Raw genomic sequence first — 16,392 nt, 5'->3', positions numbered from 1 at the left:
AAAGCACGACAGGTACTTTGCATCCCTGTCCGCACCAAAGTTGTTGACCCCGGAACGTCTAAAAGAACGCGATGGCAACGCCTATCTTGGCGTGGACAGTATGCATGCCTACCTAAGTGGCGGCTACACCTTTCTCTTGGGCAAAACATTGGATTTGAAGACCATGGGGATGTTGCGCTACGTCGATGCTTCCCCCATATCCGTCGAAGTGACGGGAATCCTGGACTTCGGCGAGCGCTTTGAGTTCGGTGCCAGCTATAGGTATGACGAGAGCATCAGCGGGCTGTTCCTGTTCAATATCAGCAACGGGTTCAATTTGGGTTATGCCTATGAGACCTCCATCCAAAACCCCATTGATGGCCTGGACAACAACACCCATGAGCTTTTTATGCAGTTGAAAATGTAACAATTTCAAAATCAAACAATACTGTTATTAGTGATAAATGCCCTTTTAGCCAAGGGCATTTTATTGCTTAAAAATGACCTTAAAACAGCAAATGTTGCCTTTAAAGAGGCTGGTCAAAGTATGGTAGGATGAAAACAACCATGGATTTATTGACAAGGAGGATCTCTTAATGATACCAACAAAATATGATTCAACCTAGAATCCTTATGAAGGTTTAGCTTTAGTTGTTCATTGGGTTAAACTTGGTCACATAGATATAGAGGATTTTACTGAAAATCATAAGATTAACAGTGTTTTGATTTTACTTGAAAAGGTTAAGTCGAGATGACTGAACCACCCAGAAGATTGTATGTTATTGTAAATCAGAAACAAGCACTGAAATTCCAGAACCTGCACACCTTATTGCACATTTAAGATGAAAATGAGAATAAGAACATATCCATTTGATACTAAAAATACTGAAATCAGTTTAAAAAGGATAATTTATCTTCAAAAAAATATCGATGGCACCAATAGTCAAATTTCACATTTTACCAATCTAAATCAATTTAGAAAACCTGTCCTAAAGATTGGGGTATCTACAATTCTCAAACAACCGAAAGTTTGTATATCGTTTTGGTGCAATAGTCCTTTCCGGGATCCAAACGTACTGAAGGAAACCTTGGTTGATTCGGACTATCTGGATAATGTTGAGTCTCCAAACATAGGCCTTGTCTTTTTCCGTATATCATCTTTTTATCAATTGTACAATATCCACTTAGTAAATTTCCACTATAAAATTGAATACTAGGTTCGGTAGTATACACTTCCAATCTACGGCCACTACGCCAATGATATAATGAAGCTGCCAATTCTAGGTCACCCTTCTCTGTGTCCAATATCCAACAATGATCATAGCCCTTCCCTATCAGTAACTGCTCATCATTGTTAAAAATGGAATCGCCTATGGCTCTATATTTTCCAAAATCAAATGGCGTCCCTTTTACAGCGCGATATTCTCCAATTGGAATCAATTCATTATTCACGGGCAAATAAGATTCCGCATTCAATAATAACTCATGATCCAAAATATCCCTTGAAAAATCTGCTGAAAGATTGAAATAACTATGCTGTGTAAGGTTGATGATTGTTGGGCGGTCCGTTGAAGCCTCATATTGGACCTCAAGTGCATTATCGTCCTTAAGGGTGTAGGTGACCTTTACATCAAGATTTCCAGGATATCCTTCTTCCATATGATGACTGGTATACGTCAAGATAAGCGAAGCAGATTCCATCCTAATCCTTGTTGCAGCATTCCAAACCACTTTATCAAAACCCTTTTCTCCACCATGGAGATGATTTTCGCTTTCATTCTTGTTCAATTCATACTTTTTTTTGTCAAGTGTAAAACTGCTATTCGATATCCTGTTTGCAAATCTACCTATTAACGCTCCCAAAAAAGCACCTCCTTCCATATAGGATCTTAAATCATTAAAATTTAGAACTATGTTGCCTTGGTTTCCATCTTTATCCTTAGAAGTCCATCTGGAAATTATGCCTCCATAATTAATAATATCAACTCCCATTCCATCAACGTTCCTTAGCGTATATTTATACACTTTTTCTCCTTCAGGAGTTTCTCCAAATTGTTTTTTTTCAAGACGTGTATCCTTCATTATTTTATAGTAATCAGTTAAAATTGATATTTCAAACCCATACTCCCATAATAATTCCGACCATTTCCAGGGTAAAAATATCTGGGTTCTGCCCCACCAAAACCAACTGCATTGATCAATACGGATTGGGCATAATTTTCATCAAAAACATTGTTGATGCCGGCATTCAGGCCCAAATGAATATGTTGGGAAATAGAAGTTTGATAACCGAGTTTGGAATTGAACACATTAAAAGAGTCGCTATAGGCCGAATTTGCATCCTTTAGGGGAATTTCATCCACAAATTGGTGGGTAAGGTTCAATTGCAGACCACTGGTGTGTTGCAAATCCAATCCAGAACTGATCAAATGTTTTGGAACTCCTGTGAGCGGATTGCCAGAATAATCGTTGTCCCCATCCACAAAATCCACAAAGCTATGGTCGTTCAGGGTATAACTGAGGTAAGGCGTTAGGATAAGGGTTTGCGACAGCTTTCCCCGGTACTGTAGGTCCAATTCCACACCTTGGTGACGGGTTTTCCCTGCATTTCTTCCAATATATTGGTCTTCCCCGACACGTTCTGCCACCAAAAGGTTTTCCACATTCATTCGGTACAGCGTAAGATTAGCGGAAAATCTTTTTTGAAAGAACAGCCACTCGCTGCCCAGCTCATAATTAACTCCAGTTTCTTGGGCAATATCTGGGTTGATGATGCCTTCAGGGGTAAGGGTCTCCTCTAAACTTGGATTCGAGAAACCACGACTGATATTGGCATAGATTTTTCCGTTTTCCAATTGATAGTCGATTCCAAGATTGGGTAACAAGATCGCATCAAAATCGCGTTCGGCAGATGCATTGCCATCACCTTGATCGAACAAATCTCGAAAATCATAAAAGGTCTTGTTCAGGTTAAGACCAAATTGGGTAGTTAAATTTTCTGTAATCGTATATGTGAAAGTTCCAAACAGATTGAACTGTCTTCTGAATTCCATATTGTCACTTAAGGCATCGCCTTGTAAGCTGCCATTGCCATCATTTTCTTGGTATAAATTTTCAAAAGTGCCCCACTGGTATTCATCTTTATAAAGCTCCCCACCGAAGGTGAACTGGGCTTTTTCCCATTCACCCGCAAAACTAGACCTAATACCAAACCCGTTGGTGTACTCATTTAAAATATCGAAAGGTCGTGGTTCGTAATGATCTAAGTAGGTGTAGAAAATGCTGGTTGTATTTTGAAGGTGTTCGGAAAACCGATACGTATGCGAGAGACCTGTTAAAATATACTTGTTGGCTTCGTATCCCTGTGCTGCCAGCCAATTTGATGCTGCCCGGGTTGGGTCTTCATCAAAATCGGTTTGGTTGATGGAACTTGGAATATGGGCGGTGTAATCTATATAATTCATCAAAATGGACAGACTGCTGTTTTGTCCAGTCCTCAACTGTGTGTTTAACAAAAAACCATCCCGAACAAACTGACTGTTCTGTCGGTAGCCATCCGTTTCCAGGTGATTGTAGCTTAAGCTTAGGTTAAAACCATCTTCGGAATGCGAAAATGTGAGATTGTCCTTTAACATATTATAGGAGCCCACTGAAAATGAATTGATCAATTGGGTCCTATCTTCCACCGATGCCTTGGTGTCCAACAAAAAGGCCCCTCCAAGATTGGCACCATTTGCAGTGCCCTTGGGGCCTTTGATAATTTCTATTGCCCCCAAGTTCTCAAAATCAAAAGCTTCAATTGTGCTTGCACCTGTGCCATTGGTTACGGGAATTCCGTTAAAATACATACGAAGCTTATTGGTGCCGTAAGGAGTCCTTGCCCCAATGCCACGGACTGTGATTCGGTTGGTGTTTATGGCACCGGATAAAAGATAAACTCCCGAAATCTGGTTGATGGCCGAGGGAATATCAGTTGGGTTGAACCGTTCAAAAGTCTGCCCATCAATTTTGGAAGATGTTGTGATTCCCGTAGCTTTTTTCGGGATGGCATTTTGGATCAAAACAATTTCATCCAGTTGGGTTATGGTATCCTTGGGCATATCTTGCGCATGAGTCATTAATCCCATTAGACCAAAGGCAATAATTGGTAAAAGTTTTGTCATTTTAAGCATGTCTCTTTTTCGGTTTAGGGGCTCGGTGAAAAAAAGCGCAGCACAATACTTGTGCTACGCCAACAAACTAAACTAAACCAACTATTCTAGATTTACATTAATTGGTCTTTGCCAATTATTTTCATAGTATTAAAGTTTTCGTATTCGAATATTTTTCCATTTCATGGTAAAAGGTCCAGGCTCTTCTACTCCATGCATCTGAAGCCCGATAAAACCTTTGGGGTTAGTTTTATATACCTCTTCATTCGTAAGGTCTTCAATCTTTATACCATTCAACCATGTTTGGATACGTGGGCCTTGGGCAAGTATGCGAAGTTTGTTCCATCCATTCTCATTTAGGTAATTATGCCCATTTTGAATCTTTTCATCTGACGACAACCACCCTGTGCCCAGTGCCTCGCCATAAATAAGACCCGTTGTCGGTGTTCCTGGCTCCCTGTTTCTTTGCATTTCCACTTGGGGACCATAAACTCTTCCTGCTCTTGCCCTTTGGTAATCCCCTTCGGAAACTGGTTTAGTCCTACTTCGAATTTGAATTCCTGAATTGGTTACGTCATCAACCATAATATCCAAGGTCAGTTCAAAATCATCGAACTCATCCACGGTACACAGGAAGGAATTTGGACTTCCCTTTGCTGTTCGGCCTACAATGCTTCCATCCTCCGCAAAATAGTCGTGCCATCCATTGAGTTGTACCCACCCTTCCAATGATTCACCGTCAAACAAATTGGTCCATTCCGCATACTTCTCCTTCACCTCTTGTCCATTTTCAAGGACTGCATCGGGCAGAGCAAACGCTATTACGGAATCACCATATTTGGTCGCGTTCTTTCCTCCACCACCAGCTGCTATTACCAAATATTGTTTCCCATCTATCATGTATACACTTGGGGTGGCATAGCCTGCTGCAGGTAATTTATACTCCCAGAGCACATCACCATTATGCGAATTGAAGGCCCTGATTTTTTCATCTGGGGTTCCGGCCATAAACACCACATCTCCGGCCGTGGCCACCGGACCTCCAAAACTCTTGGAGCCTGTATTACGGATGCCCTGCTCTACCAGCTCTGGATATTCGCCCAATGGCACTTTCCAAAGAATATTACCCGTACCAAGATCCACAGCGTTGAGCGTTCCCCATGGCGGAGCAATGGCCGGATATCCGTTCTGATCCACAAAAAATGGTGCTTGGTTGGAATATCTGGTTTTTGATTTGACCGATTCTTTGGTTTTACCTTCGTCGCCATCACTTTTTAAAAAGGCAATAAGGTCGTTTACCTGTTCTTCTCCCAATTGCTCAAAGGAAGGCATCATTCCTTTGCCGTTGAACAATAGATCTTTGATCTCGCCATCCGATAATTGTAGGTCGGTCAACTTGGGAAAAGCAGGTGGGTTTCCCTGTCTGTTGGCCCCATGGCAAGATGTACAGGCATTATTGTACAACAATGCGCCCCGTTGTTCCGGTGTTGCCTCCTCTTTGTTTTCAAGTTCTTGGTATTTTACCAACTTGTGAATCGTGGGAGCCTCGTTTACATTGATGTATACCACATTGGTGTATGGGTCGTATGATCCTCCGCCCCACTCCATTCCTCCTTGGTGTCCTGGCATAGTAATGGTTCCCTGCTCAGAAGCGGGGGTATACAGATTACCTGTTCTATATTTTTTGAATTCCTTGAGAACATATTCATGCACTTCCGGAGAGATGTTACTCAAATCCGATTCGTTCAGCGTAATCCTGTTCAATGGTGGCGGCTTTACAGGAAAGGGCTGTGTGGCCCAAGCTTCTTCGCCCGGAACATCTGAGGCCGGCACAGGCAATTCGACCACGGGGAATATTGGTTCTCCTGTTTGTCTATCCAAAACAAAGGTCAATCCCATTTTTGTAAACTGCACCACCGCCTCTTGTATGGAATCCCCCACCTGAATATCGGTGAGCATGGGTGCCGGGGGATTATCATAATCAAATATGTCGTGATGTATATTTTGATAGTGCCATTGTCTTTCCCCTGTGGTGGCATCCAACGCTATGATACAATTACCGAAAAGTCCTTTTCCTTTTCTGTTGCCTCCATGGATAAAGTCGGGAGCAGGAGATCCTGTGGCAAAAAACACCCATCCTCTTTCTTCGTCCAAGGAAAAACCTCCCCATGGGTTTGCACCACCATACACCACGTCTTCTTCAAACTCCCAGGTATCGTAACCAAACTCGCCCTTTTGTGGAATAGTATGGAATATCCATTCAAATTCACCGGTCTTGGCATTATATGCCCTGATATCCCCAGGGGTCGAAAAACTGCCTTCTGGTACACGGGACCCAACGATCAAGTAATTTTTGTACACTATCCCCGGAGACGTCATCTCAACGGATGCATCTTTTGGGTCCACGGGTAAATTTAGCCTAAGGTCTATGAATCCATCAGGGCCAAAATCATCAATTCGTTTTCCCGTGCGGGCATCAAGGGCATATACCCTGTCCTTAACAAAATTGAATATCCTTCCATTTTTACCATTGGCATCTTCCCAGTAGGTAACACCTCGGCTTCGGCCTCTGAAATCCTTTTTGTCCGGGCTATATGGAGCGGGATCAAACACCCATTCTTCCTTACCGGTTACCGCATCAATGGCCACTACATGCAATTTGGGAGTAGTAAAGTACATCAACCCATTTACAACTATAGGGTTACTGTACATGGAAGGTCTATCGGGATCACCGTGCTTGTATTCCCAAACAGGCTCCAGAGCATGCACATTTGCTGCATTTATCTGCCCAAGTTCGGAGTACTGATTGGCCTTTTTATCTCCTCTATATATGGCCCAATCGGTGAAATTGTCATATTTGTCCGTGTTCTCGCCTTTGGCGACAGTAGGTGAATCGGACTCCCCATTTTTGGAATCAACACCTGTATCGCAACTGTAGAGCGCGACAATCGATGCCAGAAAAACAATAGCTTTCTTTTTAGTGATCATTAATTAATTGGTTTTAGTTAGTTCTTATGTACATATAAATTATTCGCCTGAATTGGTTCCCTTACCATCTTCACAAACAAATTCTTTCCAAGTGCGTGCAATGAGATCTTTGTCCTGACCACCGGTATAGATCAATAATCTGTACTTTATGGTCTCCGTTGAGCCTTTTGGAATCTTCCAATCGCCCAATATTTGAATAGAGGGGCCCAAACCAAACTGGCTGTCCACACGCCATGGCGTGGGAAAAGCTCTATTGTCCGGATGGTCCATCATTGCAACATGAGCCAAATCCTTTCTTCCGGGAACCTGTATACCCACATCTGCCCAAATAGCTCTTTGAGCCTCCGCTTCAAGATTCTTTTTACCATCGGAGTTTACTATTTCCGCCTTATATCCATTCTTCCAAGGCATGCGCAAAAACAAGCCGCCAACATAGAACTCACCCATGGTTACATCTACTCTAGCACTGCCCTGCCATTCCAAATCCAATATAAAACTTCCTTCACGCTCTTCCATGGACCATTGTTGAACCTCCTCAAGAATTACCTCTCCTTTCTCGTTCAACAAACCATATTTTGTTTGCCATCTTACTATTGCTCCGGAACCCTCCAAAATGGTCGAAGATTCCTTCTTCCAATAGGCTTCTTTCCAGTTCATGAAATAGTCTCGCTCGTTGACACGCTTTAGACCCCAATAAAGTCCTGTTTGATGTAAATGATGACCTGGCCCATACTCTGTCAAAACCCCATCACCATCGGGTGCGGCAATAGGATGGATATAGGGCCTGATTCCCGCTTTGACCACTTGTGTCAGAATGGAATCCGACGTATCCTTGGAACGCGAAATAATTAAAGATTCATTGATGCTGTCCGTAATGATGTACAACTTGCTCTCCTGAGCATAAACATTAGGTCCCATGAGTCCCAAAAGGAAGTATACGCCAATAATCTTAAATATATTTTTATTCCTTCTTTTCATACTTTTTCTTTATCAAAATTAGGGGCCAATGGAAATAATCGGCCCCATGGTAAAAATCAATAGCCGGGATTCTGTACAAGTACGGAAGCCCCACTTTCATCCTTGGAAAGGTCTATTTGTCTTTGTGGTATAGGCCAAATCTCATGCTGTCCCTCCGTGAAGGATTTTCCGCATAGATAGGACATAACCGAACAAGAAACATCCAAATAGTTGTTCATTACCTCTCCGGCCATTCCCCAGCGTACAAGTTCGTAAAATCGATACCCCTCCATTGCCAACTCAATACGGTTTTCATGTCGAATTGCCTTTAAAGCATACTCTTTGTTTGGAAAGGTCACTGGATACGGCTCAACACTATAATTGGCTGCTGGAGTACCATCATCAAAACGCACCACATTGGAATTTTTGGCTCGATTTCGAAGCTCGTTGATCAAATTGGTCGCTGTTTCCAAGGAACCTCCCGTGGCTTCGACCTCTGCTTCGGCCAACCATAGCATAACATGGCTCAACTTAAACTTACGGTAATTGTTGGCATTGGGAAATGTCCTTCCTGTATTACTGGACATTGTTCCTCTTTCAGATTTTAAGAACATGGGCTTTTTGTTTATGTAAGGGCCTCCATTAATAGGGTCACGAATCCAAGAATGTCCTTCCTGAATGCCCCAATCCAAGAAAGGTACCCCTGGCCTACCTATGGTGTGATCCAATCGAGGGTCCACGGGACCTTCATACAAAACACTCTCTCCATCTTGATCATAAGGAAATATATCATCTTCGGAAAAGGTATCATCCAGAAGTGGCAGTCCATTTTCATCAACTCTATATGCTGTTACCAGATTATGGGAAGGCTGAAAAAATCCACTTCCTCCCATAAAGGTCATTCCTATTATACTATTGCCTATACCAGCATTTGGGGATCCATTAAATCCATCATTTACTGCATACTGAATTTCAAATATGGACTCCTTGTTATTGAGGTGGGCAATCCTATAATTCTGTTCATAGCTCTCCATCAATTCAAAAGGGCCATTGTTGTAGATATCCCGTAAAATGGGCAGAGCATCATCAAACCGCCTTTGGAACATATAAACATAGGCCAAATAGGTCTTGGCCGCCCACGAAGTGGCCCTTCCCTTATCCTCCCAACTTCCCGGAAGGTTGTCTGCCGCAAATTGTAAATCTGCTTCTATTTCCGGCCAAACCAAATGATCATTGGGCACTACAGACGGATTCTCTGTATTCTCATCGATATAAGGAACTGGACCATGCACCCTTGTAAGTTCAACATAGTAATGAGCCCTTAAAAATTTGGCCTGCCCCTCTACCTGTACCTTTTCCTGTTCGTCCATATCCTCCACATCTGGAAGGATACGCAAAATATCGTTTGTTCTTAGGACACCATCGTACATCGGGGCCCAGTGGTTGGCCACATAAACGTTGGCAGCATCCACATAAAATCCTTCAATGGCATTAATGGGAGCCTGGTCTCCTGCCACGGTACCCTTGTAGGCATTATCGGAAGCCACTCCTCCCCAAACCCAGTTGGAATCTGCTCCTGCCCAACCTTCTCCATTTTTTCCATTTACACCGTCCACAACGGCATAGGCACCTGTCAACAATAAATCTATACCTGTTTGGTTTACCAAGTCTTCAACTTGGGATTCTCCTTTGGGCCGTATATCCAAAAGATCATCTTTTGAACAAGATCCAACTAAAACCAACAACAGTATCAATTTGATTATATGTATTTTTTTCATCTTGTTATGTTTTTGATTAAAGATTAATATTGATTCCCATCATAAATATCTGAGATGGGGGATATAGACCGGAATCCACTCCTATTTGACGATCGTCACCAGAACTTGTTTCCGGGTCTATTCCACTGTAATTGGTGATGGTGAACAAGTTCGTTGTCTGTAGATAAATCCGGAACCTGTTCAATCCGCCGAGCTTCTCCAACACCTTTTCTGAAAATGAATAGCCAAGCTCAAAGTTCTTCATTCTAAAATAGGAACCATCCTCTACAAAAAATGTTGATGGTCTTTGCATTACAGAATCATCGTTCAACGAAATGGGCACAGTAATCCTATCCCCGTTCTGATATCTTTCCGGCGTCCAAGATTCATACAAACGTTTTTTAAGATAATTCCCATCAAAACGGTTGAACAAAACTGTACGGCTACTGAAATTGACCAAATCATTCCCAAGAACGCCTTGGAAGAACATGGTCATGTCCCAATTCTTATACTTAAAATTCATGTTGAGTCCATAAGATAAATCAGGGTGTGGACTACCTATAAAGGTTCTATCATCTGGATCAATTACCCCATCACCGTTTACATCCCTATACTTGAAAACCCCCGGTCTACTATAGGCATCTACACCAGATACATCAGGATTGTATGGCGCATGTGAGTCTACTTCTTCTTGTGTGTTGAAATACCCATCCACGATATATCCGAAAAAAGAAGATATAGGTCTTCCCGGGGTAGTCGCGGTATAAGTATCATTCAATAAAGAGTTTCCAAATCTAATTTCATCAGGGTTATCATTAAGGCGGATCACCTCGTTTTTATAATGAGAAAGATTAGCACTAATCGTATATTGTAGCGGACTGTCAATATCACTTCTGTAGTTCATAATTAAGTCGATTCCAGAGTTTCTCATCTCCCCTACATTCACGGAAGATAGTTCCAACGCACCCCATGTATCCGGTTTGACATCAGGATACAGCATATCTGTTGTTTTTCTTGTATATACATCTACAGAAGCATCAAACCTGTAATCCAATATGGAGAAGTCCACTCCAATGTTAGTGGTTGTATTGGTTTCCCATCGGCTATCCGGATTACCCAGTTTATAGGCATGAAAACCTGCTTGGGTCGAGGTGGATCCCGAACCGCTAAGGTTATAATAGGATTCAAAGCCATCTGCACGATAGGTACTGTAGGCATTGTAGTTTCCTACATTATCATTACCGTTCTGGCCCCAACCTACCCTAAGCTTTAAGCTGTTCAACCAATCTACATCGGCCATAAACTTCTCATCGCTTACTCTCCATCCTGCGGAAAATGCCGGGAACACCCCCCATCGATTTTCTTCATTAAACCTCGAAGATCCATCTCTACGGGCAACAGCTTCGAACAGATATTTACCCTTGTAATTATAATTCACCCGTCCAAAAAAGGAGAAAAGTGCCCATTCATCAAAGAAACCTTCATTGGTTTGATTTTCGGTTCCTGCATTTAAAATCATGTAATCCAAATCGGTAAAAGCAAATGAAGACCTTCCGGCAGCAAAATATTCCAATCTATTTTTAATCTGTTCCATTCCCAGAAGCACATCCAATGAATGATCTTCTCTAATAGTTTTGGAATAATTTAAAGTATTTGTAAAATTATATTGAAACCCCTCATTATGACTAAGCTCTAGGCTATTGTTAAAGTTGGTCTGTGTAAACTCTGGATTGGCCAAGGTGCGGTCTTCAGCCTTTCTGTTGTTGCTATCCACACCCAACATAGTCTTGAAACTAAGGTCATCAGTCAGGTTGAATTGCAAGTAAACATTTGCCAAAATCCGTAGCTGTCTAGAAAAGTCATCCTTATCCCTATATAGTATTGCTACGGGATTTTGTGCATTTCCAGTACCTTTGGATTGGGTACCTGCAAAATTTCCACGGATATCATAAACAGGAATGATAGGGTGTGTTCTAAGAGCGTATTCTATCGCTGAAGTAGACAGGTTTCCTTTTCTATTGCTTCTTGTTAAACTCAAGCTTTGCCCAACTTTGAACCAATCGGTAATATTGATATCGGTGTTGGCCCTCAAACTGTAGCGGTCAAAACCGGTGTGGTTCAATATTCCTTCCTGATTTAAATAACCTCCTGATATGGCATAGTTCATATCTTCGGTACCTCCACTAACCGAAAGATTATATTCCTGTATCGGGGCTACGGTGAAAATTTCATCCAACCAGTCCGTCCCCTGCTTGTTGGCCCTTGTTATACCGTAATATGGGTCGCCAAAATTGTAGAGGCTCTCATCCACTTCTCCTTCCATCCTTCCGTTGGGGAAAATATAATCCGGGATCTGCGGTGTAGCTCCGTTACCATATTGAAGGTCACCCCAACCCGGGTCTCCGACCTCTAACCCATCATTGGTGAATTTTTGCCATTTCAGTAATCCTACTTCCTCGGTATTCAACAAATTTATATTGTTGTTGGCTCTTTGTACCCCTGATCGTACACTGAGGCTAAGACTTGGCTTTCTGCCCTTGCTTCCCCTTTTTGTGGTCACCAAAATTACACCGTTTGCCGCGCGGGAACCATAAATTGCTGATGAAGCTGCATCCTTCAATACGGTCATGGATTCAATATCGTTGGGATTGACCCCACTGAGGCCTGTGGTCGTGGGCACTCCATCGATTACATATAATGGGTCGTTGTTGTTTATGGAACCTACACCCCTCACACGCACAACGGCATTTCCTCCAGGGGCGCTGTTGGTGGTAATGGTAACACCTGCAACGCGTCCCTGCATTCTTGAGGCGGCATCACCACCCGTAGGTACTGCGTTCAGTTCTTCTTCGTCCACCGTAGCTACAGATCCCGTAAGGGATTCTTTGCTCTGGGAACCATAACCTACAACAATCACTTCATCGAGCCCTGCAGCACTTTCTTCCAAAGCAATGGTAAATGTCGATTGCCCATCAACAGGAATTTCCTTGGCTGCAAATCCGATATAGGAAACCACTAATGTCCCATTCTCATCGGCCAGCGAAAGTGAAAAGTTTCCGTCAAAATCAGTTTGCACTCCATTAGTTGTGCCTTTTTCTACAATATTGGCTCCCGGCAAGGGCTGGCCATTGGTATCTGTCACGGTACCTGTTACATTGAACTGGTAAGTGTCCTTCTTTGTCTTGTCTGAATAAAAAGTGTTCTTTTCTACACTTTTCTCCATTGCAGTACCAATAATTGGATCAAATTTGCTTTCTTTACAGGTAGGAGCGCTAATCTCCTCACTTAAACCAGAGGCAGTAGCATCTATCACAAATAGTGTTGTTAGTGATAAAAGAAGTGCCAACTTCCATCCAAAGATTTGGTAACAGCAATTATCCAATACCCATAAGGGATTTGATATTTTTTTCATAATTTCAAGGTTTGTGTTAGTTAATTATTATCTGCCCTATCGGAAAATGATCCACCATTTTCCGATTTTTTTTTCGTGTGTATCAACACATATTTCAATCAGTTTGTTTGTTTGTTTTATTCAATAAATTTTATCGCATTAACCCGCATTCACTCTCGGCGAATCGGTCAATGCCGGAGTTGATTTCTTTTTTTGATGTATCCAGAAGAAAAGAATGACAAAAAGCACAATAAGTATAATCGGGAAGACCACCATTCTTTTTAGTGTTTCTTGACCTGCTTCCAGTTCCAATGCATCTCCGGCAAGGCCCATTGACGTTGCCGTAGCCCTGGCACTATCTATCCAGTTGCCTATGATGGGCTGAAAAATTGACGTGGAGAAAAAACCGATCGCTCCCACCACGGACATTCCCAGAGCACCGCTTTTAGGGATTTTCTCGGCCACGAACCCAATCATATTTGGCCAGAAATAGCAGACCCCAACGGCGAATATCGCTGCGGCAACATAAATCATTCCACCTGTTTGGCTGCTGAGCAAAAAGATACCCAGAGCGGTAAAAATAGCCGAACCCAAAAGGACCCCGCTTTGATCGAACCGATGGACGATCTCCCCACCGAAATAGCGTCCAAACGCCATGATTCCGGTGATCAAGGCCAAGACCAACATGGGTACGGCCCCACTTTTCTCCAATACAAGTTGAGCCCATTGGGTCGGTCCAAACTCGGAAATGGCAGTCAGCGCCATACAGGCCGCAATAAAAATGAACATGGGCGATACCATGGCCTTAAAATTTGCCTTGACGCTGGCTGCTTCCTCCACTCTTGGTTTTGGAAATTCCTGCCCATAGAACATATATGCATAAAGAAAGGTAGGGATAAAGAAAATCCAAATTTGGGCTTCCCACCCCAAATTAAGACCGGTCATAACATATGATATCAAGCTTCCGAGCACAATTCCGCCAGGGAACCACATATGGAAACGGTTCATTAAGGTATTCATCATCTTTCCCTGATAACTATCTGCAATCATGGGGTTACAAGCGGCTTCCGTACATCCATTCCCAAGACCGATTAATAGGGTCGATATCATTAAACCGATATACCCTCCGGAATAAATGGTCAGCAAAATACCTGCGGAATGTGCCACAAAAGCAAAGGCCATTATATTTCTGGGCCCGATGACATGATAGAACAATCCCCCTATGACCATTGTGATAGGGAAGCCCAAAAACCACATCTGGTTGATGTATCCTAGTTGCTTTGCGCTCAAATCAAAGGTCTCGGCCAATTCCGGAAGAATCCCAGCTCGAATACTAAAGGAGAAGGCCGTTGTTATTATTGCAAAACAACTTCCATAAAAGAGTCTTTTCTTATTGTTCTTTTCCATAATTCGTTACCTGTTGTAATTTTTACTTGATTATTGATTTCTAAGTATCAAAATAACATTTAACCGGGTTTTGACCATCAGTCTTCCGAAAGTGTGAAATCCGGCATCTTTATAATCTCGCCCCCGTTCATGGCAGACTTGTGTGCCAAGATTCCAACACAGGTTATGTTTGCGGATTGGACCGCGTTCGGATAAGGTTGCCGCCCCTCCATCAAGGCACTTACAAACTCGTGCGCCAAATGTGGATGAGATCCTCCATGCCCTGCTCCTTGTATAAAGGAAAGGTGTTGGTTGTCATCGGAATCATAAACACCGGCGCTGGTAAAATTTGCAATCTTTTCTGGCAGCAGGTGCGCATAGTCCGGCACCTCTACACGTTCAGGTGTCTCTCCGGTATGAATGACCGGGTTTTCATTTTCTATTAAATTCCATTCAAAGGATTTAAGGCTTCCGTAAATATCAAAGCTTTCACAATATTGTCTTGCCGTATTAAAAAGGGAACGGGTTATTTCGGCCGATAGATCGGACTTCCTGAATTTGATGTGACAGGTTTCCACAGCAAACGGAGAGCCATATTTACCAATCAATTCCTCATCAATCCTACCAGAACCAAAACATGACACATATTCGGCCTCAGACCTGGAAAGGGCCAATATTGGACCTACACAGTGGGTCGCATAATGCATTGGGGGCAAGCCCTCCCAATAACCCGGCCAACCCTTCATTTCTTGATGGTGCGACGCCCTTAAAAATTGTATCCTTCCCAAGTCACCATTTTCATACATCTCTTTTACAAAAAGGAATTCACGGCTGTATACCACGGTCTCCATCATCATATAGGTAAGCCCTGTTTCCTTTACGAGCTCTACAATTTGTCTACATTCCTCAACGGTGGTGGCCATGGGAACGGTGCAGGCAACATGTTTTCCTGCCTTTAACGCTGCGATGGATTGCTCTGCATGGTTAGGTATTGGTGTATTTATATGTACGGCATCAATATCAGGGTCTTTAAGCAGCTCGGCATAATCCGTATACCGTTTTGATATGCCAAAAGCATCACCGATTTCATTGAGCTTTTCTTCATTTCGCTGACATATTGCATACATTTCTGCATTGGGGTGTTCTTTATAAATCGGAATAAACTCTGCTCCGAATCCAAGCCCCACAATGGCTACTTTACTACTTTTATCACTCATTTTTATAATTTGGTATTATGGTTTTATTCGTATTGGTTTTATTGGCAATCTAAATCGATTTATCACCTGCACTCCCGAGATCCGACACCCACTTCACCAACAATCAGCTTGTTATCAATTGCTTATTGCTACAAAGTGAGAGTTAATCCCCAAGCTTTTGTTCAGTACCGATGTTGGTAGTTTTAGCGAACATTCAAACATATCCACAATACCTTTGGATTCCAATATGAAATTTATACTTATCATTTAGATATATTACCAGTTATTATTTAGACTTCTACTGTTCTATCCGTCTCACTCACCATTCAATAGTTAGTATTTTTTAATATAAATTTTTATTATATGTTATTTTATTGAAGCTAATATTATCATATACAGCAGAAATTCCCACTTTAATCAGGTTAGGTCCGAAAATATCGTGATTGAATAAAACACAGCATCATCTACTTTTTTTTCTATCTTTAAATTAGATTTTTAACAAATAGTATAAAAAACAAAACCCCTGGCATACTTAAATACTTCATTGATTCCCTGGACCCAAAAACAAGGCAATGGCTTCCTTTATG

Annotated in this window: 9 protein-coding genes; 1 reads left to right on the top strand and 8 read right to left on the bottom strand. The window is 42.2% G+C overall.

The features are described 5' to 3' along the window. The coding region (locus tag AC13CS_RS18095) for a type IX secretion system membrane protein PorP/SprF (protein ID WP_482889104.1) at nucleotides 1-406 on the top strand (406 nt) is incomplete at its 5' end. 587 nt (nucleotides 407-993) lie between these two features. On the opposite strand, the gene AC13CS_RS18090 is transcribed toward AC13CS_RS18095, so the two are convergent. From AC13CS_RS18090 to AC13CS_RS18055, 8 genes are all read right to left on the bottom strand, one after another. After that, nucleotides 994-2,061, bottom strand: a complete 1,068-nt coding sequence (locus AC13CS_RS18090; protein ID WP_293167269.1) for an aldose epimerase family protein — start codon at nucleotides 2,059-2,061, stop codon at nucleotides 994-996. A 17-nt stretch (nucleotides 2,062-2,078) separates the two neighbouring features. Then, complete coding sequence (locus AC13CS_RS18085; protein WP_293167270.1) at nucleotides 2,079-4,142, bottom strand: TonB-dependent receptor domain-containing protein; 2,064 nt, start codon at nucleotides 4,140-4,142, stop codon at nucleotides 2,079-2,081. A gap of 138 nt (nucleotides 4,143-4,280) precedes the next feature. Beyond that, complete coding sequence (locus tag AC13CS_RS18080) at nucleotides 4,281-7,118, bottom strand: 3-keto-alpha-glucoside-1,2-lyase-like domain-containing protein (RefSeq protein ID WP_293167271.1); 2,838 nt, start codon at nucleotides 7,116-7,118, stop codon at nucleotides 4,281-4,283. Nucleotides 7,119-7,157: 39 nt separating this feature from the next. Then, nucleotides 7,158-8,096: a DUF6807 family protein gene (locus tag AC13CS_RS18075; protein WP_293167272.1), complete on the bottom strand. Its 939-nt coding sequence runs from the start codon at nucleotides 8,094-8,096 to the stop codon at nucleotides 7,158-7,160. A gap of 56 nt (nucleotides 8,097-8,152) precedes the next feature. After that, a complete protein-coding gene (locus AC13CS_RS18070; RefSeq protein ID WP_293167273.1) occupies nucleotides 8,153-9,853 on the bottom strand; it encodes a RagB/SusD family nutrient uptake outer membrane protein in 1,701 nt (566 codons plus the stop codon). Nucleotides 9,854-9,869: 16 nt separating this feature from the next. Continuing rightward, nucleotides 9,870-13,244, bottom strand: coding sequence for a SusC/RagA family TonB-linked outer membrane protein (locus tag AC13CS_RS18065; RefSeq protein WP_293167274.1), 3,375 nt, complete (start codon nucleotides 13,242-13,244; stop codon nucleotides 9,870-9,872). A 138-nt stretch (nucleotides 13,245-13,382) separates the two neighbouring features. Beyond that, a complete protein-coding gene (locus AC13CS_RS18060) occupies nucleotides 13,383-14,630 on the bottom strand; it encodes an MFS transporter (RefSeq protein ID WP_290574839.1) in 1,248 nt (415 codons plus the stop codon). Nucleotides 14,631-14,707: 77 nt separating this feature from the next. Next, the gene (locus AC13CS_RS18055; protein ID WP_293167275.1) at nucleotides 14,708-15,826 is read right to left on the bottom strand and encodes a Gfo/Idh/MocA family protein; all 1,119 of its coding nucleotides are present in this window, start codon (nucleotides 15,824-15,826) and stop codon (nucleotides 14,708-14,710) included. Between the last annotated feature and the right edge of the window lie 566 nt (nucleotides 15,827-16,392).

The organism is Flagellimonas sp. B-3, assembly GCF_056857835.1.
The sequence above is the reverse complement of the archived record's forward strand: the minus strand, read 5'-3'. Positions and strand labels throughout refer to the sequence as shown.